General features: G+C 57.4%; 16 protein-coding genes. 6 read left to right on the plus strand and 10 right to left on the minus strand.

Features of this window, described 5'->3' with window-relative positions; translation table 11 throughout:
- The first annotated feature begins 271 nt into the window (after positions 1-271).
- Genes FBR45_RS11910 through FBR45_RS11920 form a run of 3 tightly spaced genes read left to right on the plus strand, consistent with a single transcriptional unit; the run spans position 272 to position 3550 of the window.
- Complete coding sequence (locus tag FBR45_RS11910) at positions 272-2524, plus strand: ATP-binding protein (RefSeq protein WP_138502557.1); 2253 nt, start codon at positions 272-274, stop codon at positions 2522-2524.
- Positions 2517-2951, plus strand: coding sequence for a response regulator (locus FBR45_RS11915; RefSeq protein WP_138502559.1), 435 nt, complete (start codon positions 2517-2519; stop codon positions 2949-2951). Before FBR45_RS11910 ends, FBR45_RS11915 begins: the two co-directional genes overlap by 8 nt.
- Positions 2948-3550 (plus strand): biliverdin-producing heme oxygenase, encoded by a 603-nt coding sequence (locus FBR45_RS11920; RefSeq protein ID WP_138502561.1) that lies wholly within the window; start codon positions 2948-2950, stop codon positions 3548-3550. The genes FBR45_RS11915 and FBR45_RS11920 overlap by 4 nt, the downstream gene beginning before the upstream one ends.
- On the opposite strand, the gene FBR45_RS11925 is transcribed toward FBR45_RS11920, so the two are convergent.
- From FBR45_RS11925 to FBR45_RS11960, 8 genes are all read right to left on the minus strand, one after another.
- Entirely contained in the window at positions 3547-5484 is a 1938-nt protein-coding gene (locus FBR45_RS11925) for a PAS domain-containing sensor histidine kinase (RefSeq protein WP_138502563.1), read from the minus strand. The genes FBR45_RS11920 and FBR45_RS11925 overlap by 4 nt on opposite strands.
- Positions 5485-5528: 44 nt before the next feature.
- A complete protein-coding gene (locus FBR45_RS11930; RefSeq protein ID WP_138502565.1) occupies positions 5529-7577 on the minus strand; it encodes a PAS domain-containing sensor histidine kinase in 2049 nt (682 codons plus the stop codon).
- A 163-nt stretch (positions 7578-7740) separates the two neighbouring features.
- The gene (locus FBR45_RS11935) at positions 7741-8184 is read right to left on the minus strand and encodes a DMT family transporter (protein ID WP_138502567.1); all 444 of its coding nucleotides are present in this window, start codon (positions 8182-8184) and stop codon (positions 7741-7743) included.
- A gap of 92 nt (positions 8185-8276) precedes the next feature.
- Entirely contained in the window at positions 8277-9470 is a 1194-nt protein-coding gene (locus FBR45_RS11940) for a hypothetical protein (RefSeq protein ID WP_138502569.1), read from the minus strand.
- Between the two features lie 135 nt (positions 9471-9605).
- Positions 9606-11114, minus strand: coding sequence for a tagaturonate reductase (locus FBR45_RS11945; protein ID WP_138502571.1), 1509 nt, complete (start codon positions 11112-11114; stop codon positions 9606-9608).
- A gap of 14 nt (positions 11115-11128) precedes the next feature.
- Positions 11129-11794: a bifunctional 4-hydroxy-2-oxoglutarate aldolase/2-dehydro-3-deoxy-phosphogluconate aldolase gene (locus tag FBR45_RS11950; protein ID WP_138502573.1), complete on the minus strand. Its 666-nt coding sequence runs from the start codon at positions 11792-11794 to the stop codon at positions 11129-11131.
- 26 nt (positions 11795-11820) lie between these two features.
- A complete protein-coding gene (locus FBR45_RS11955; protein ID WP_138502575.1) occupies positions 11821-12813 on the minus strand; it encodes a sugar kinase in 993 nt (330 codons plus the stop codon).
- Positions 12814-12820: 7 nt separating this feature from the next.
- Positions 12821-14161 (minus strand): MFS transporter, encoded by a 1341-nt coding sequence (locus FBR45_RS11960; RefSeq protein ID WP_077923785.1) that lies wholly within the window; start codon positions 14159-14161, stop codon positions 12821-12823.
- Positions 14162-14287: 126 nt separating this feature from the next.
- On the opposite strand from FBR45_RS11960, the gene uxuA reads away from it, so the two are divergent.
- From uxuA to FBR45_RS11975, 3 genes are all read left to right on the plus strand, one after another.
- Positions 14288-15481: a mannonate dehydratase gene (gene uxuA, locus FBR45_RS11965; protein WP_138502577.1), complete on the plus strand. Its 1194-nt coding sequence runs from the start codon at positions 14288-14290 to the stop codon at positions 15479-15481.
- Between the two features lie 57 nt (positions 15482-15538).
- Positions 15539-16132, plus strand: coding sequence for a GDSL-type esterase/lipase family protein (locus tag FBR45_RS11970; RefSeq protein WP_138502579.1), 594 nt, complete (start codon positions 15539-15541; stop codon positions 16130-16132).
- 73 nt (positions 16133-16205) lie between these two features.
- Positions 16206-16934 carry an esterase family protein gene (locus FBR45_RS11975; protein WP_138502581.1) on the plus strand — a complete coding sequence of 243 codons (729 nt, stop codon included), beginning with the start codon at positions 16206-16208 and terminating at the stop codon, positions 16932-16934.
- Here the strand turns inward: FBR45_RS11975 and FBR45_RS11980 are convergent.
- Together FBR45_RS11980 and FBR45_RS11985 are read right to left on the minus strand one after the other, a co-directional pair.
- A complete protein-coding gene (locus tag FBR45_RS11980; protein WP_138502583.1) occupies positions 16931-18010 on the minus strand; it encodes a lipase family protein in 1080 nt (359 codons plus the stop codon). The genes FBR45_RS11975 and FBR45_RS11980 overlap by 4 nt on opposite strands.
- Positions 18011-18148: 138 nt before the next feature.
- Positions 18149-19342, minus strand: coding sequence for a glycoside hydrolase family 1 protein (locus FBR45_RS11985; protein WP_138502585.1), 1194 nt, complete (start codon positions 19340-19342; stop codon positions 18149-18151).
- Positions 19343-19396: the final 54 nt, after the last annotated feature.

Below are 19396 nucleotides of genomic sequence, written 5' to 3' on the forward strand. Positions count from 1 at the left end.
GGTCAGAGACCCTGTAAGCCACTGTATTGGCTCCAATTCCGAGCCAAAGTGTCTTTTCCAGCGTATTGCATTCGAGCGATCAACCGGGCCGATGGGTAAAATTATTCGGGCTAATGGAGACTGTAGTGCTTTCCTGGTAGTTAGTAAGTGTAGACTTGTTGGTATATATGGCATGTATGACGTATATTGCCTATCGTAATGCTTTTAATGCCATCAGCAAGGATCGACTGTCTGGTAGTTGATCGGGCAAAAAATGCCGCTTTTACACAGAATGACTCATTTCAACGTTGACCTGACGAACTGCGAGCAGGAACCCATTCATATCTTAGGCCATATCCAGTCACACGGCTATCTGGTGGCGCTGCGGCCCGACACCTACGTGGTTGTACACGCGAGCGCCAACCTGCCCAATCTGATCAACCAGCCGGTAGCCGACGTACTTGGCCAGTCGATCGAGGTGCTGCTGGCCCAGACCGACCTGCCCGCCAGTACCCTGGTCGAGTTGCTGAACGTAGGGCAGCGCAATCACTCCTGGGATACCATCAATCCGCAGGCGGTGCGGATCAACGGCCACCCCTGGAACCTGATCGTCCACGAGTATAACGGCCTGTTGCTGCTTGAGTGGGAGCCCGTTCAGGAGCCGGAGCAGATTTCGCTCAACCAGCGGCTGATTGCCGAAGCGCTGACCGAAATGCAATCGAGCCGGCAGCTGGTCGAGTTGCTGCAAAACACCGCCCGACGGGTCAAAACCATCATCGGCTTCGACCGGGTCATGGTTTACCGCTTTGCCGACGACTGGCACGGGCAGGTCATTGCCGAAGAAAAAGAACCGCATCTGGAACCGTTTCTGGGGCTGCACTACCCGGCATCCGATATTCCCCGGCAGGCGCGCGAGCTCTACAAGGCCAACCTGGTCCGGCTCATTGCCGATGTTGGCAGCACACCCGCTCCTATACTGTCGCAACCCGGCTGGCCCGATGATCAGCCGCTCGACCTGACCCATTCGTCGCTGCGGGCCGTATCGCCGGTGCATATCGAGTACCTGAAGAACATGGGCGTGCAGGCGTCGATGAGCATTTCGCTGCTGTACCGGGGCGAACTGTGGGGCCTGATGTCGTGTCACCATTACTCGCCCCGGTTTGTAGGCTACGGGGCCCGGCAGTCGGCCCGGTTCGTGAGCCAGCTGCTGTCGGCTGCGCTGGAGTTCCGGAAAGACGAAGAAGACCAGGCGCAGCTGTTGCTGAGCCGGGAAAACGGAAAAAAACTACACGAGCAGCTCCTCCTCGACGGCGACATTGTACAGGCCCTGACCCGACGTTCGGTAACGGCGCTGGATCTGACCCGGGCAACGGGGGCGGTGCTGCTCTTCAACAACAAACAATACCCGCTGGGTGAAACGCCCGGCGAAGCCGATATGCAGGGCCTGGCCGACTGGCTCAGGACCTCGACCACCGACTCGATCATCGAAACCAACCAGCTGCCGCGGCTCTACCCGGCTGCCGAAGCCTTTCGCGAAACGGGGGCGGGTATACTGGCCGTCGTTCTGTCGAGGGAGCTGAACGAATACCTGATCTGGTTCAAGCCGGAGCAGGTGCAGCAGGTAACCTGGGCCGGTAATCCCGAGAAACCGGTGACGGTGAGCGGTAACGGACAGGCTCGCATCAGCCCGCGCAAAAGCTTTGAAGCCTGGACCGAACTGGTTCATAATACCTCGGAGTCCTGGACAGAGACCGAAGTGTCGGCGGCCGTAAAGCTCCGGGAAGATGTGTTGCAGGTGGTTACCCGCCAGGCCAACGAAATCCGTTTGCTCAACCAGCGGCTCCAGGCGGCCTATGAAGAGCTGGATGCATTCAGCTATACCGTTTCGCACGACCTGCGTACGCCCCTGTCGTCGATCCGCTGCTATGCCGAAATCCTGCAGGAAGAACACGGTGCGGAGCTGAACCCCGACGCGCAGGTGCTGTTCCAGAAAATCGTGGATTCTACGGACCGCATGCGGGCGCTGATCCGGCATATCCTGTTCTATTCGCGGATGGGACGCACCGAAATCAACGCCCAGCCGATTGATATGGAGCAACTCCTGCAAACGATTCGGGAAGAGATTCTGATTACCGAAAAAGATCGGGTGCTGACACTCGATATTGACGCGGCTCCGGCCCTCCATGCCGATCCGGTCATGGTGCGGCAGCTGTTTACGAACCTGATGGCCAACGCGGCCAAGTATACCCGCTCGGCTTCCGAAGGGAAGGTTGTGATAACCGGTCAGCAAACGGCCGACGATGTAATTTATTCAGTAACGGATAACGGTATTGGCTTCGATATGAAAGGGGCCGGTAAGATGTTCGATTTGTTCAAACGATTGGAAAATGCCCGCCCTTTCAAAGGAACGGGGGTCGGATTAGCCATTGTCAAGCGGATTATCAACCGGCATGGCGGAAAAATCTGGTATCATAGCGAACCCAATCGGGGCGCTGCGTTTTTTGTTTCGTTTCCAATCGATCAGGCTAGCGTACATCATGACTGATATTTTATATGTAGAAGACAATATAGATGATGCTGACATTTTCTGTCGATTGATCAGGAAGCTTAACCTGCCGGTCAGCTACACCATACTGAACAGTGGCTCGGAAGCGCTGGAGTACCTGTTGGGGCATTCTGTCGACCATCCCAATCAGGACGTTTCGTTGCCTAAGCTGCTGTTGCTGGACCTGAATCTGGATGGTATGAGCGGCATCGACGTGCTGGAGGTGATTCGGGCCGAAGAACGAACCCGCTGGCTACCTATCGTTGCGTTCAGTACCTCCGATAACCCCAAAGATATTGAACAGGCGTATGCCGCGGGGATCAATGCCTATCTCGTAAAACCAGGCAGCTATCAGGCAACGGGCATGATGTTGCAGCGGCTCTGCGAGTTCTGGCTGAATGACAACACCCGACTCGGAAATCAATGACTACACTTCATGAACAACTACGGCAGGAGACCCGGCCGCTCCACGAGCAGACCGAACAGCTGCTGTACACGGATGCGCTGCGGGCCGGTACGCTCTCGGTCGAACAGTACCGTCACCTGCTGTTGATGCACGCGCAGTTTCACGGGTCGCTGGAGCGGGCTATCGATGGGCATACAGCTTTCTTTCAGGACTACGAACCCGACACGCGCCGAAAAACCCCCTGGCTCCTGAACGATCTGGCCCAAACGGGGCTGTCGGCAGATGCGGTGTCTACGTCCCTGTTTGCAAACTGGTCACCCGCCCGGCTGCTGGGGGCTGCCTACGTTGGCGAGGGGTCTATGCTGGGTGGCAAAACCGTCTGGAACCTGCTGCGCCAGAGTCCGTTTCTCGACACCCTGCTGGCGAACGCGCGTTTTTACCGCGGCTATGGCGCCGACACGGGGCAGCGCTGGCGGTCGTTCGGGACGTTCCTGACCACTGCCGACGCGGAACCGGCCGACGTAGTGGAAGGTGCCCGCCAGGCCTTTTTGGTCTATCAGACGCTGTTCCCGCAAACCCGGGCGCAGGCTTACCTCACCGAGGCCAACCCGTCGGCTTAGGAAACGGGAATAAACAGCCTGAAGGTGGTGCCTTCATTGGGGCGGCTGCTGACGTCGATGGCTCCGCCGTGGCTTTCGGCAACGCGCTGGCAAATGGCCAGTCCAATGCCCGTTCCGCTATAGGTCGCTACATTATGAAGCCGCTGAAAAGGCTGGAAGATGCGATCCTTGTACTTCTCGTCGAACCCAATGCCGTTGTCTGTTACGCTGATGAGCCAGAAAGCTACGTTGTTGGGCAGGCTTTCGGGCAACTCGCCGGGCTGGGCCGGTCGGGCGTCGATCTGAACAGAAGGCGCTACATTAGGTCGTCTGAACTTCAGGGCGTTTGATACCAGGTTCTGCATCAGCTGCCGCAGGCGCGACGCGCTCCCCTGAACGGTAGGGAGCGGGTTCACCTGAACGGTGGCTTTCTTCTCCGCAATCGACACGTCCAGGTCGCTGACAACATCGTCCAGGACGTGGTTCAGGTCAACGGCAGTGTAGGGGTCCCGGTGGGCAGCTACCTGCGAATAGGCCAGCAGGTCCTTGATCAACAGCTGCATACGGTTGGCCGACTTCTGAATGCGCCGGGCCATGTCGCGTTCGCCTTCCGACAGGTTGTCTTCAAACTGGTTCTGGAGAATATCGCTGAAGGCCTGGATCCGGCGCAGCGGCTCCTGCAGGTCGTGACTGGCTACGTAGGCAAAGGATTGCAGACTTTCGTTCGATTGCTGCAACGTCCGGTTAACGGCCTCAAGCTCGAAACGGTACTGCCGGTCGTTGGTCACGTCGACGGCCGAGGTGACCACGCCCCCGTCGGCGCCGGCAATGGTAATGGCGTAATACCGGTTGTTGTAAGCTACTTCGAACGAATCGGGCTGACCTGTTTCGATGACTCGTACGTAGCGGGCAAACTCATCGGTTTGCTGGGCGTTGGCAACCGATTGCTGTGGAATCACGTCGGTCAGGGGGGCCATACTCAGCAGGGCCTGCCGGTTGGCCAGGACAGGGCGAAAATCGATGATCTGCCCCTGCTCATTCCGAACCGGTTCGTGCAACGAAATGGCCGTTTGCGAATGGTCGAGAATAGCCTGTAGTACCTGCGTCTGGCCTTCCTGAGCCAGGCGGGCTTCCTGTTGGGCGGTCACGTTGTTGAAGGTCAGGACAATCAGGTCGGTTTCCTGCCGAACGGCCGATACCTCGAACCAGCCCCGAAATCCGTTCTTATCCTGGTAATAATACTCGGCCTGCTCAGAATGGCCCGTATCGGCCACCCGGGCGTATAAGGCGAAGAAACCCGAGTCTATATTACCCGGGAAGATGGATAGCAGCGTTTGGCCAACCAGCTCTTCGGGTTGCTTAAAGAGGCTGTTAACCACCGATTTGTTGGCAGTTTCCATCCGAAAGTCGATGATCTGACCGGTCGCATCCCGCATGGCCCGCATCAGCAGGATACTATTCAGCGACGCATCCAGCGTAGCCCGCAGTTCGTCGGCCTGCCGGCGGGCGTGGAGTTCGGCCTGTTTCCGATCGGTAATGTCGATCAGCGAGACAACGAGACCACCGGCCAGCGGTTCGGCGGTGATCATGTACCAGCCTTCGGTGCCGTCGGTCAGGTAGGCCGATTCAAAGCTATCGGCCTGTCCGGTTTCCAGCACGCGGACGTATCGCGCAAAAAGACCGTTGGTTTTAACCGTTGGCGATAGTTCGGTCATTTGCTGGCCAATGAGCTGATCGATGGGCCGACCAATCAGGCTACACAGCCGGGTATTGACCACCCGGTATACAAAATCGATGACCTGCCCCGGTTCGTTGCCGGATGAGCGAACCGGCTCGTAATAGGCCACGCAGCCCGGCGATGCGTTCAGGATTCCCTGCAACAGCGCTACGGGCGACGTGGACAAAGCTGACGCTTCGATGAGGCTATTTTCCGATGTTTGTTGAGTAGCGCCCAAAACGCAAGTAATAAGTAGTTAATAACAAAAGATCAGCCTCCGGTTCATTCACTGACGGGCAGGTAAACCGCAAACGTGGCTCCCTGCCCCGACTGGCTGCTGGCGGTAATGCCTCCTCCGTGGTTGACGGCTACCTTTTCACAGATGGCCAGTCCCACCCCGGTTCCCGCAAATTCGTTTTTGCCATGCAGTCGCTGAAACACCTGAAAAATGCGGTCGGTATATTTTTCGTCGAACCCAATGCCGTTGTCAGCCACTTCAACCCGATGGTAGGCTGATGCCAGTCGGGTTGGCTTGATCGAGGAGGGGAGTTCACCGGCCTGTACCAGGTGGCTGCTGATCACCACGTGTGGCGTAACCCCCGGTCGGCCGAATTTGATGGCGTTAGACAACAGGTTCTGAAAGAGCTGACTCAGCTGCAGGGCATCGCCCAGGATAACTGGTAAGTCGTGAACATCTATCTGCGCTTTCGTTTCAGCAATGGATACCAATAAGTTATCCAGAGCCTGGTCAACCGCCTGCCTGAGCGCCACCGGGGTTAGCGAGGCCTGCCGGGTCGATATGCGGGAGAATGCCAGCAGATCCCGGATCAGGATCGACATGCGACCGGCCGCCGACTGCATTCGATTCAGAAAGTCGAGTTCGTCGCCCGCCGAGTCAGCGTAGCGGATCTTGAGCAAATCGCCAAACTGCTGGATTTTGCGCAACGGTTCCTGCAGGTCGTGAGACGCAATGTAGGCAAACTGCTCCAGGTTCTGATTAGACCGGATCAGGTCGTTGTTGGCTTCTTCGAGCGCGTGATTGACGACCATAAATTCTTCGTTGGTGGCCATGAGTTCCCGGTTCATGACCGCCAGCTCTTCGGTCCGTTCCTGCACTTCCCGTTCCAGGGCCAGCTGCACCCAGCGCTGTTCGGTTACGTCCTGTACGGTACCGCTGATGCGGGTAGGCCGTCCGCTGGCATCGACAAACACGTTTCCCTGCGCCCGTAAAATTCGTTCGCGGCCCGTGCGGGCGGCATCGATAGTATACTCAACATCGTACTGACGGTTGGGCGATGCCTGGCTGATGATGTCGGAAGCAGCCGCCCAGAGCCGGGCCCGGTCCGCTTCCCGAACGGCCAGATAAACATGCTCTCCCGATACAGATTCGTGGGGCTGCAGCCCGTACCATGCTTTTAGCCGGTCAGAAAAACGGAACTCGGCGGTAGGCAGATCGACCTCCCAGGTGCCTAGCTCGGCCAGTTCGATCGCGCCCCGAAAGCGCTCTTCGGCTTCGGCAATCTTCTGGCGGGCGCGCACCTGTTCCGTTACATCGACCGATATGTTCAGCACCGCGTAAGTATGACCAACGGCATTCTGGATGGGCGTATAGGTAATGTCGTAAAAGTTATGCCGAAGCACCCCCTGCTGCACCACATCAACCGGCGTCCCGAAACTCTGGTACGGTTTGCCGGTAGCGTAAACGTCGGAAAGTATCTGCAGGATAGGCTGGCTTTCCAGCTCAGGCATCACCGCCCGGAGAGGCTTGCCCGAAATATCCGAGCCCTTGCCGACAATATCGATAAACGTCTGATTGGGCAGATCGATGACCAGCTCTTCGCCAACGAATAAGCCCACCGCTATCGGGGCCGACGCCACGATAAAACGAAGCCTGGCTTCGCTGGCATCCACCTGCTGGCGGGCCATTACCTGCTCGGTAACGTCGACTGCCGTGCCCGCCAGCCGGTAAGGCAGCCCCTGCTCGTTTACAAAGGCTTTACCCCGGCAGTGTAGCCAGCGCTCGCTGCCATCCACGCTGTTGGCGCGGTGCATAATATCGTACCTGCCATTTTCTTCCTGGCCGATAGCCCGCTGAACGGCCTGCTCAACCCGCAGCCGATCGGCCGGGTGTATCATTGTAAAAACCTGGGCGAAGGGTATCTGATTCGATCCCGAAATACCGAAGAGTTCCTGGCAATGATCGTCCCACCAGACCTGCTGACTGATCAGATCAATATCCCAGGTTCCAACATGGGCGGCTTGCAGGGCAAACTGTAATCGGTCCAGGGCAAGGGTATCGTATCGACTAGAAGGCTTTTGCTCGCCGGTCATTAATTACGTGTCGGTTTATCCTGCAAGATAATCAATGAGGCTTAATAGGTTTGTTTTCTATAGGTATAATCGATAAAGTGGTATACACCGTACAGACCTCCGTTTAGAAGCTCGCACCCGCCAGCAAGAAAGGACACGCCGACCCGTGGTCAGGGCCGTGTGCCTAATTGCGAACGACCAGGAGGACCCCAGCCATGATCAAGACCAGCCCCAGCAAACGCCAGCCGTTGGCGGGGTGGAGGGTGAAGCCAAGCAGTCCGTAGTGATCCAGCACAACCGCGGCCAGCAGTTGTCCCGCAACGCTCAGGCTGACCAGGTTGCCAGAGCCTATTTTGGGAACGCTGGCAATAACCGTCGATACGTAAATGGCTCCGATAAAGCCACCCGTCCATTTCCACCAGCTTATTTGCCGGAACGTATCGATGGAAGGGGCCGACGAACTCGTTGTCAACAGCACCAGCAGCAGGGACACGAACCCGGTTCCGAACGAGATGGCAGCGGCCAGTAACGGATTGGTAATGGCCTGCCTCAGATTGGCATTTACGCCCGCCTGAACCGTTATGGCGAGTCCGGTCAGGAAAGCAAGGAGTAAAAAAACGTAATTCATGACCGCAAAGGTAAGTACTGGAAGGTCAGCCTGCCCGACCAACCCACTATCCAATCCCCGTCGGGGCTGGGATACGGCGGCACGTGACTGGCCTACGGCTGCGTAATAGCCAGAAACATTTCGGCGGCCTGCCAGGCGTTAAGAACCGCCAGTTTCTGTTTCACGAGCCCCTTGTCCAATACGGTCAACCCCGGATAATGGGCGTCGCGGGTTTGCGCTTCCCAGCTCAGCGGGTAGTCGGCAGTACCGACGGGTGCCAGTTTTTGCCGATTGCCGGTGCGACTTCTGACATGATCGCTGGCCCAGGCCAGGTAAGGATAGCGCTCCCGGTCGGCGGCTGAAACCGGCGGACCCGGCACCGGCTCATCGGTCCGGGCCCACCAGCACAGCGATGCGTAGCTGTCGGTCTGTCTGGGCACCGGATAGGGGTTGGGCAGGCCAAGGGATGCCAGGCCGAAGTTCATCCAGGTAGTCTGATAAACGCCATGTTCGGCCGGGGTCGGTATGGCTCGCCGGGCCGAGTCGAGCGCCACGGCCACAACCGGATGGGTTTTGTCCGACACCAGCGACACCAGAAACAGAACCTGCCCCAGGTTATCGGCGCCGGTCATATCCTGGTAGCGATCGAGCGGGTCGCGCAGGGCCATGATCCAGTCGCGTATCAGGCCCAGGTTGCCGGTTTCGCGCAGGACCATAGCCATCAGGGCCGCATCCCGATACCGGGGTCTGGTATAGACCATAAAGTTGGGCAGGGGACGACCAGCGCTGATGTTGATCAGCACTTCGTGGTGCAGCACCCGCAGAACGGGCCCGAACGGTTGGTTGGCAAAGCGGGGTAGCGTCAGCGGTCGGCGCGTACCGGGAATCAGCCGCGGGCGTTTACCGGGTTGTAGTACCCAGACGCCCTGTTCGTCTTCCCGAATCTGAACAGACCGGGGGGGCTGCCCCGGTTCGTCGGCCAGGTCGAGATGAACCGTGTATTCTGACGGAACGATAACCTCTTTTTTTACCGTCCATTGCTCTTCGATATTACCGGTGAGCGCGTTGAGGAGCCGCCCGCTGCGGTAGATGAGCTTGAGCCGGTCGCCCATGCCGAAGAGAAAAAAAGACAGGTCAGGCACCGCAAATCGGGTCGGGTGGCCCTGCCGGAACTGGGTCAGGCTGGCCTGATAGGCTTGCCGCGTTTCGGTGGGATGGGGAAGCTGCGCTGGGGCGACCGGGCGCTGGGCGCTGGCTGCGAATGGGAATAGCAGAAAAAACAAATACCGGCTTCGTGGGCAGCTCATAGTCTGATCGGTTGGCTGGCTATTTGGTCAATAAACGACCAATGCTGGCAACCACCCATAAAACTAAAAAATCGGTGTGATAATCAGCCGGAAAGATTGATTATCACACCGATACAGGCCGACGCTGGAACCGGGTCAGGCGGCCATGTGCTGGCGTAGCGTGGCTTCGGCTCCTTCGTTCAGCAGCTGGTTCAGGTTCTCGGCAACGGCGTCGACAAAGCCGGGTAGTGTACTGAGGTCGGCCTGCCAGATGGTTACGTCAGACAGCACGCTCTTGACGAAGGTATGTACGGTGCTGGCCTCTTTGACATCGACCGTTTGCCAGTCGCCGTAGAAATAAGCCGCTTTTTCATCCCGGATCGGATACGAAATAACGCCCCCGCTGGCGGTAACTTCGCCAATGAACTGTCCTTCTTCTTCCCTAACTGCTTTCATGAAGAGCAGATAAGCCGCAAAGCCCAGCGCCATATGTTTCGGTACGGCATTAAACTGGTCGTAATAGCGCTGCAGCGTGGCTACGTTACGGGCCTGCATCTTGGCGGTCTCCTGCAACGAAATATTCAGCAGCAGGTGATCGAGATAGGGGTTGCGGAACCGGTCCAGTACGTCGAGGGCAAACTGCCGGATGGCGGCTTTGTCCATGCCGGGCGTGCCGTAGTTGGGTACAGTCGGAACGATCTCGTCGAGCATCAGCGACTCAACAAACCGGCTCATATCGGCATGCTGCATCTCGTCGGCCACGGTTTCCAGACCCAGCAGATATCCCAGCGGCATGGTAAGCGTGTGGGTTCCGTTCAGTACCCGCAGTTTCCGCTCTTTGTAGAAGTTAATGTCTTCATCGATGATGATCTGGGGCGTTGCATCGCTGGCAAAGCTCAGCATCTGCCGCACCCGGTCGTCGCCTTCGATGGCCCAGAGGTGGTAAGGTTCGGTGAACGTCAGCAGCTCATCTTCATACCCTGTTTCGGCCTCCAGCGCCTGCCTGGCCTCGTCGGTCGGGCGGGTAACGATCCGGTCTACCAGCGAATTGCAGAACCGGACGTGAAACTTAAGCCATTTGGTGAAGAGCTTGCCGAGTTCGTTGAACGTTGCCAGTTTTTCAACGGCCTCGCGCAGTTTGAGGCCATTGTCGGTAACCAGCTCGGTCGGAATAACAACCAGTCCTTTGGCTTTCGAGCCACCCACGCTGCGGAACCGCTCGTACAGGAATGCCGTCAGCTTGGCCGGAAACGACTCGGGGGGGCGCTGAAAAATGCTTTCTTCCACGTAGTTCAGACCGACTTCGGTGGTATTCGATATAATGATCTGCAAGGCTGGATTCCGGGCCAGGCGCAGCACCTCGTCCCACTGCGTTGGAGCGGCCAGCACCCGGCTAATGGCGGAGATAACGGTAGTTTCGGCCACGTTCTGGCCTTGCTGAACGCCCCTGACGGCTACCGTATACAGGTTATCCTGTCCGGTAAATTCGTCGGTCTGGCTACCCGTCGATTTAACGACTACAATGGAGCCATTGAACTGGCCCGCTTCATTGGCTTTCTGGACCAGATAGTCGGGTAAACCGCGAAGCAGCACGCCGGTGCCAAACTGCAGAATTTTTTCGGGATGAGTAGGTGCCGGGTGAGAAATACGGTTTAGTCGGGGCATAGTGTCAATGGGCGTCATTTTATTTCGGCAATAATACGAACCAGGTCGCTAACAGTGGCTTCTATTTGATCAAACGCACGATTATCGAGTCGTTCTTTAGGGAAAAGCTGGGAGCCTATGCCTACCGCTACCACACCGGCGCTGAACCATTTGGTCAGGCTTTCCCGGTTCGGCTCAACGCCCCCCGTCACCATGGCGTTGGTATACGGCAGGGGCCCGCGCAGGCTTTTTACGAATCCCGGTCCCAGCACGTCGCCCGGAAAAATTTTGACAAACTCAACGCCCCACTCGTGGGCCGTGGTAATTTCGGTCAGGGTAGCGCAGCCGGGCATATAGGCAACCTTTCGGCGATTGCAGACGCGGGCTATGTCTTCGATGAAATTGGGTCCTACCACGAAGTCGGCCCCCAGCTGCAGATACAACGCAGCGGTGGGCGCATCGACCAGTGTTCCGGCCCCCAGTGCCATGTCGGGGAACTCGCGGGCGCAGAGCCGGCTCAGTTCCGCAAAGCGTTCGTGCGCAAAATCGCCCCGGTTCGTAAACTCAAAGGCCCGGATGCCGCCCCGGTAGCAGGCGGTGAGTACGCCCGCGCAGACCTCGGGGTCAGGATGATAAAAAACGGGCACCAGCGGTACCTCGCGTATGGTTTGATAGACAGACAGTCGGGACAGACGAGCCATAGGAACAAAAAGTGTTTACGGCGGAATTACCGCTTCAGTTTACCGGAGCTATCGCCCCGTTCGAGGGTTTCTACCTCGGCCACAGTAGCCAGGTTGACATCGCCCGGAATGGTATGTTTCAGGGCCGACGCGGCAGCGCCGAACTCGACCGCGCGCTGCAAATCGTTGAACGAAACCAGCCCGTAAATCAGCCCGGCCATGTAGGCATCGCCGGTACCGATTCGGTCAACGATGGGATTCATGCTATACGTACGGGACTTGAACACGGTTTCGCCATCGTAGAGTTTGGCCGACAGCCGGTTGTGGGAGGCACTGAGCGACGTGCGCTTGGTATCGGTTACGTATTTGACCCGCGGAAAGCGCTCCATCAGCGCCCGTCCGGCTTCGGTAAACGTGCTGCCAACGACTCCGTACAGTTCTGAAAACAAGGCTTTGCTGCCCAGCACCAGCGTACAGCCCTCGGTCAGAGCAGGCATGATTTCCTGGGGCGTACGGCCATACTGCCAGAGGTTGCTGCGATAAACGATATCGCCCGAGACCGGAACCCCCAGCCGGTTGGCGGTCTGGATACCGGCCAGCAGACAGTCGGCCGCTCCCTGCGACAGGGCGGGGGTGATGCCCGTCCAGTGGAACCAGGCCGCCCCGGTCAGTACTGTTTCCCAGTCAATCTCGTCAGCCTGAATGCGGGTAAAAGCCGAATCGACCCGGTCGTAGATGATCTGGCTGGCCCGGCTGCCAGCTCCCGTCTCCAGGAAATAAAGCCCCAGGCGTCCGTCGCCGTAGCGGATGTACTGCGTGCCGACATTATACCGGCGCAGGTAGCCCGCTGCGGCCCGCCCGAGGGCGTGGTCAGGAAAGCGGGTCACGTGGCTGGCATCGAGCCCGAACTGGGCCAGAGAAACGGCAACATTGGCTTCAGTGCCGCCAAAATGCATGTCGAGGACGTCGGTCTGCACAAAGCGTTCCACACCCGGTGGACTCAGCCGAAGCATGACTTCGCCAAACGTAATAATTTTCATAGATAGGTTATACCAGTTCCTGCGTTAGTTCTTCGGCCTTTACCGGCTCCATTTTGGGCAGTACCAGGTGGATAATAGCCAGCGCAATCAGGTACGCGCAACTGGCAATGATGAACATGGGCAAGTAGCCAAACGCGGTTATGATCCGGCCGGCCAGCAAGGCCAGCAGAATACCGCCAACGGCGCCGAACATCCCCCCGATCCCGGTGACCGAAGCCACCACGTTGCGGGGAAACAGGTCCGATGCAAAGGTATACATATTGGCAGACCAGCCCTGATGCGCGGCCGTTGCCAGGGCAATTAGCGCAATGGCCACGGTCAGGCTGCTGGTCTGGGCCGCAAAAAAGATGGGTACAACGCAGAGCGCACAGATGAGCATGGTCGTTTTGCGGGCCCGGTTGGCCGTCCAGCCCCGGTTCATGAGCTGGGTGGTGAGCCAGCCGAAGAAAATACTGCCCGCGTCAGATACGACGTAGATGATCAGGAACGGAACGCCAAAGCTTTTGAGATCGAGTTTCTGGTCGAGGGCATCGTTCGAGTTGAAAAAATCGGGGAGCCACGACATGTAAAACCACCAGATGGGGTCGGCCATGAACTTGCCCACCGCAAAAGCCCAGGTTTGTTTGTAGCCCAGCAGCCGCCCCCAGGATATTTTCAGAGGTGTTACTTTCTCCTGGTCGCTGCGGATGTAAGCCAGTTCGTCGGCCGAGAGTTTAGGATTCGTTTCGGGTTTGCTGTACGTAAGCCACCACAACACCAGCAGGCCAAAACCCAGGATACCCGTGACCAGAAACGATGATCGCCAGCCGTATTCCAGAATCAGGTACGGCACGGCAATGGCCGTCAGAATTATACCTACGTTGGCCCCGGCGTTGAACAGACCGTTGGCAAACGACCGTTCGCGCCGGGGAAACCACTCGGCAATGGTTTTGATCGACGACGGGAAATTGGCCGCTTCGCCCAGTCCCAGCAGCGCCCGTGCCCAGCGTAGCCCTACCATGTTGTTCACAAAAGCGGTTAGCACCCCCGCAATGCTCCAGACGGTAATGCCCAGCGCGAACCCACGCTTGGTACCGATCCGGTCAATGAGCCAGCCCACCAGCAGAAAACCAATGGCATAGGCAAATTTGAAGGCCGCGTCAACATCGCCGTAGAGCACTTTAAACCGGTCCGTTGCTTCTTTAGTCAGCACCGCATCGGGAGCCAGATCGAGCATTTCTTTGCGAAATACTTCGTCGGTCATGGTGAACGACAAGACCTGCCTGTCTACGTAGTTGATGGTTGTTGCCAGAAAAAGGAGCGCTACGATACGCCAGCGGAAGCGGCCGGAAGTGGTGGTCGTTTGCAAAATAGAAAGAGCTTAGTTGGGGAGAAAAGCGCGGGCAGGGCCTTTTTTACCTGATAACAGCCATCGAGTTGTGATCCTTATCCTATTTTATCAATCCGTTTGGGCGAATGACCCATCAAATCAACCATGCTTGAACAAACCTGGCGGTGGTTCGGCCCCGCCGACCCCGTATCGCTGAATGACGTCCGACAAGCCGGTGCCACGGGAATCGTAACGGCGCTCCATCATATCAAGAACGGGGAGGTATGGCCGCTGGCCGAGGTGCTGAACCGAAAAGCAATGATCGAAGCAACGGGACTGACCTGGTCGGTTGTGGAAAGTATTCCGGTTCATGAAAGCATAAAAACCCGCACCGGCGATTTTCGGCTGCATATCGAGAACTACAAAGAATCGATCGTCAACCTGGCCCAGGCGGGTATCGATACGGTCTGCTATAACTTCATGCCGGTACTCGACTGGACCCGTACTGACCTCGACTTTCCGATGGTCGACGGATCGACGGGTCTGCGCTTCGACGCTACCGAATTTGCGGCTTTTGAACTGTTTATCCTGCAGCGGCCGGGTGCCGAGTACCTCTATACCGACGAGCAGAAACAGCGCGCCCGCCGTCAGCTCGACGCCATGACCGACGCGCAGGTTAAACGACTGACCCGTACCATCATTGCGGGCCTGCCCGGCTCCGAAGAAAGCTATACCGTTGAGCAGTTCCGCGACGCACTGTCTACCTATGCCGATGTAGGAGACCAAGAACTGCGCCAGAATCTGTACGCCTTTCTGCGGGAGATCGTACCCGTTGCCGAATCGGCGGGAGTCCGGCTGGCCATTCATCCCGATGATCCGCCCTATCCGATTCTGGGGCTGCCGCGCGTGGTCAGCACCGAAGCCGACGCCCGGGCGTTGCTGGCCGCTGTCGACTCGCCCGCCAACGGCCTTTGTTTTTGCACCGGCAGCTACGGTGTTCGTCCGGATAATGACCTGGTAGGTATGGTAGAACGGCTGGCGCCCAGTATTCATTTCATTCACCTGCGCAGCACCCAGCGTGAACCCGACGGCTCGTTCTACGAAGCCAACCACCTCGAAGGTGATGTGCCGATGGTGGGGGTCATGCGGGCGTTGCTGGCCGAGAACAAACGCCGGGTCAGCGAGGCCTCGTTGCCCGATGATGGGTACCTGCGGATGCCATTCCGACCCGACCATGGGCACCGGATGCTCGACGATCTGCAGTCGACGAAGAAGATAAACCCAGGCTATACGGCTATTGGACGGCTGCGGGGGCTGGCCGAACTACGCGGTCTTATGCTTGGCCTGGCCAGCGCGTAGGCTCATAAGATCAGCCATCGGGCAAACAAAACGAGCCGGATGTAAGTAAAGACCTGTATGACCTGGTACGAAAACGAAGTACGCGAACTCGAAAAAAATAATCGTGAGCAACCGGCGGGTAACAGGCCGGTTGTTTTTTACGGTAGCTCCTCCATCCGGCTCTGGAAAACACTAGCTGATGATTTTCCGGAGCTGGACTTGCTCAATCTGGGCTTTGGAGGTTCTACACTGGCGGCCTGCACCTGGTTCTTCGACCGGCTGGTCGTACCCGCCAATCCCCGCTCTATTGTATTCTACGCGGGGGATAACGATCTGGGCGATGGCCGCCATCCGGAAGAGGTGTACCTGTTTTTCTGCGCCTTTGCCGAGAAACTGCGTCGCTACCTGCCCGATGTGCCGCTGACGTTTCTGAGTATTAAGATTAGCCCGTCGCGCTGGAACCTGGTCGGACAGATTCGCTGGGCCAATCAGCTGATTGCCGACGAGATTGGCCGGATGCCGAACGCCCGGCTGATCAATACAACCGATCCGCTGCTGGGCGCCGACGGTCGGCCCGCCCGCGAATACTTTGAAAGCGACGGTCTACACCTCAGCCCGAATGGCTATCAGGTCTGGAAAACAGCGGTTCAGGCGCATATGGATAACTTTTAACGATTTGTTTACTCAACGAGTAGGTTAGTCAGGTAGAAACGTTGCAACTTCGCCAGTCCCTGTTACTACCGTTATGCACCGCGAGTATCACAAATGGTTTAGTCCGAACCTGAACCGCGATATGGAGCTGCTGGTCTTTGGCCACGCAGGCGCTCGTGTACTCGTGTTTCCGACCCGACGTGGCCGGTTCTATGAATACGAAAATTTTGGACTGGTCAACGCCCTGGCCGATCGGCTCGATAACGGCTGGCTTCAGCTTTTCTGCGTCGACAGCGTTGACCGGGAAAGCATCTACAACCGGTATGTACCGCCCCACGATCGCATCCGGCGACATAATCAGTACGAACAGTATATTCTGAATGAAGTGCTGGTATTCTCGCGACTCAAAAATCCGCAGCCGTTTATGATTGCGCATGGGTGTAGCCTGGGAGCTTACCACGCGGTCAATACGGCGTTCCGGCATCCGCAGTGGTTCGGCAAGGTGGTAGCGTTCAGCGGGCGATACGACCTCTCGTCACCGGTGGCCGAGTTCAGGGGGTTGTTTGATGATTACTATGACGACGACATCTACTTTCATAGCCCCAACCATTTTCTGCCCAATCTGACCGATGAGCAGCTGCTGACTCAGCTCCGTCGGATGCAGATCACGCTCACCATTGGCGCCGACGACCCTTTTCTGGGTAGTAACATGGCGCTCAGCCAGGCGCTGGCCGATAAGCAGGTTTCGCACGAACTGTACGTCTGGGACGGGCGGGCCCACCAGGTCGACGATTGGCAGAAAATGGCCCCGCTGTACCTTTAAGGCAGTTTGTTGGTCAGGTACAAATAGGGCTGATGAAAGTGGTGAATAAATACTTCCTTTTCGCTATCCGGGTATTTGGCGTAATAATCATTGTCGGCCAGCAGTACGATAGTTGTCCCCGTGCGTACGTAGTTATTACTGCTGTAGTAGGCGGGCGATTGGAAACCGGGTAAGTTTTTCTGTACCGATCGGGAGGTGAACTGCCCCAGAAATTTCTGATAATTACGCTGTGCGGTCAGGGTCGGCTTGCTAAGCTGTTTGTATACATAGTTCAGCACGATACGTTGAGCCAACTTCTGCTTTTTGATGGCAGCCGGGGCGTTCCGAAACGGGTTTGTGACGTTGAAATCGTTAATGGTCTGGATCGATATCGGCACTTCGGGTACCCAGTCGGCCGAGTTGACGACGTTATACGCCCAGCCGTTTTGGGTCAGGGCTTCGTATTCGTAGGCAAAAAACAAATTGCCTGGTTTAGGGCCAGCGCTGCAATACGTTTTGAACCGAATGTCGGCTGGCAGCTGGCCGCGCTTTTGCAAATTATAAAGATAGGCTGTCAGCAGAAAGCCAATACCTCCGCCCTGGCTATGTCCTACGATCAGTATATTTTTGATGCCTTTCCGGTAGCAGGAGTCGACTTTAGGTAGCATATCCTTCGCCAGAAATGCCGTAGCAACCAGCCAGCCGACGTGAACGGCTGCTTTGGGGTTCGACGCCAGCTCATACGTAAACGTCTCGCCGGCCGATAGTTGAAGTTCGCCCCTGGCTGGTACCATAGCCGCGTAGAAATTGGCCAGCCAGCTCACGCTGCTGGTAGTTGTGCCCCGAATGCTCAGTACCGCAGTGGACGGGTTTGTCCAAAGGTCCCAACGGTTCTGAAGGCCAACGACCGGCGATCGGTACGCTAGTTTGTAGTGCTGTGGGGCGGGGAATTTGCTGGTATAGGAAGAATCGCCAAACTGGGCTGAAACTTTCAGCAGTTCGATATACTCGGCTTTATCGAAACCGGGCCTGAGGGACTGAGCCAGCGTACCCGTAAAAAGCAAAGCGGTAGCGAATAGAGAGAGTAGATAGCGCATAGATGGTTGAAGGAACGGATGTGGCCGGCCCGGACCGGCGTTCGATAGGCTTGTATAGTTGTTTCCGATGGCGGTCAGCCCGGCCCCTTTGTTAACCGATGCGCTGAGACGCCGGACTTTTTGGCATGTAACGGTAAATCAGACAGTATTTATCAGCGCGGGCTGAGCGGCTGCTACGGTGGCCTGGGCGCGCAGAAGCGCATCGGCATAGGGTTCTGCCAGCACCCGGCCGGGGGGCACGGTTGTCAGATCGGCATCCCACAGGCCCGAATGGTGCCAGTGGTCAAGGTGGTCCCAGTCGGGCCGGTCGATGATGGGGTAGAGGCAGGCGCCCCAGAGTGGTACCCCTGCTTCGATCACGGCCGCGCACTCCCGACCAATCATCTCAATCCAGTGGGGCCGGTCAATACCGGGATGGCTGGTTTCGGTCAGGACAATGGGCCGCTGGTAACGGCGGTACGCTTTCATCAGTAGCCGCCGGGGCTCCACCCAGCGCGGGTCGGGTACGGCATCGGCCCAGGGCAGAAAATCCAGAAAGCCCAGTACCCACTGGTTATTGTAGTAATAGTTGAAGCCCAGTATGTCGAGATAATCGGGTGAGCCGCCCAGTTCGGGGGTAAGCCGCCCCGCCAGCATATCGACCGACTGAAACTGGTTGTCGTCGGCAATGGCGGCATCAATGATCTGCTGTTCGGTAGCCTGAAGCGGAGGGACAATCTGAACCAGTGGCTCCGTGGTCAGAATACGGATGCCGGGATCGATCTCGCGCATGGCCGCAACCCCCTCGATATAAGCCCGCATCAGCCCCACTTTTACCTCCCAGCCCTGTTTGGTGCAGTAGGGCGATGTACCGCAGGCATCGCCCCCGAGCCACGACATGAAGCTGACTTCATTGATGGGGGTCACAATCAGGATGTCGTCGGGGTAACGGTCGCGATAAAAACGAACGAATGCGCGACACAGGTGCGCAAACCGCCGGGCAAACATCGGATGCAGGGGCGTCAGGTCATCGGGATACCCGAAATGGCAAAGATCCCAGACCTGCTGAATACCCTGGCGGTGGCCTTCGGTCATCATGGCTTCTACGACGCTCCAGTCGTACTGGTAGGCCGTTCGCTCCACCTGGCTCCAGCGAATTCCCTCGCGTACCGTCCGGATGTTAAACGGACCAAGCCGCTGGTAGTCGTCGCGCAGGAACTGGAGGTGTCCCGTCAGCGGTAAAAAGTCGACCCGATTGCCGAAGCAGTTGAGTTGGTCCGTACATTCAAAACCCGCCCACCAGAATGATTTGAACGGGTTTGCGAATGAATCGGGGATAGTGGTCAATGGCATACGATTGAGTTGTCGGGAAGCAATCTAGTCAACTAACCCCCAATCGACAGCGAC

It is taken from the genome of Spirosoma lacussanchae (assembly GCF_005870035.1).
GTDB classification, from domain to species: domain Bacteria; phylum Bacteroidota; class Bacteroidia; order Cytophagales; family Spirosomataceae; genus Spirosoma; species Spirosoma lacussanchae.

Bases quoted from the DNA above. Each gene is read 5' to 3' on its own strand.
- FBR45_RS11910 (WP_138502557.1), top strand. From the start codon at position 272: ATGACTCATTTCAACGTTGACCTGACGAACTGCGAGCAGGAACCCATT.
- FBR45_RS11915 (WP_138502559.1), top strand. From the start codon at position 2,517: ATGACTGATATTTTATATGTAGAAGACAATATAGATGATGCTGACATT.
- FBR45_RS11920 (WP_138502561.1), top strand. From the start codon at position 2,948: ATGACTACACTTCATGAACAACTACGGCAGGAGACCCGGCCGCTCCAC.
- FBR45_RS11930 (WP_138502565.1), bottom strand. From the start codon at position 7,577: ATGACCGGCGAGCAAAAGCCTTCTAGTCGATACGATACCCTTGCCCTG.
- FBR45_RS11935 (WP_138502567.1), bottom strand. From the start codon at position 8,184: ATGAATTACGTTTTTTTACTCCTTGCTTTCCTGACCGGACTCGCCATA.
- FBR45_RS11940 (WP_138502569.1), bottom strand. From the start codon at position 9,470: ATGAGCTGCCCACGAAGCCGGTATTTGTTTTTTCTGCTATTCCCATTC.
- FBR45_RS11945 (WP_138502571.1), bottom strand. From the start codon at position 11,114: ATGCCCCGACTAAACCGTATTTCTCACCCGGCACCTACTCATCCCGAA.
- FBR45_RS11950 (WP_138502573.1), bottom strand. From the start codon at position 11,794: ATGGCTCGTCTGTCCCGACTGTCTGTCTATCAAACCATACGCGAGGTA.
- FBR45_RS11955 (WP_138502575.1), bottom strand. From the start codon at position 12,813: ATGAAAATTATTACGTTTGGCGAAGTCATGCTTCGGCTGAGTCCACCG.
- uxuA (WP_138502577.1), top strand. From the start codon at position 14,288: ATGCTTGAACAAACCTGGCGGTGGTTCGGCCCCGCCGACCCCGTATCG.
- FBR45_RS11970 (WP_138502579.1), top strand. From the start codon at position 15,539: ATGACCTGGTACGAAAACGAAGTACGCGAACTCGAAAAAAATAATCGT.
- FBR45_RS11975 (WP_138502581.1), top strand. From the start codon at position 16,206: ATGCACCGCGAGTATCACAAATGGTTTAGTCCGAACCTGAACCGCGAT.
- FBR45_RS11980 (WP_138502583.1), bottom strand. From the start codon at position 18,010: ATGCGCTATCTACTCTCTCTATTCGCTACCGCTTTGCTTTTTACGGGT.
- FBR45_RS11985 (WP_138502585.1), bottom strand. From the start codon at position 19,342: ATGCCATTGACCACTATCCCCGATTCATTCGCAAACCCGTTCAAATCA.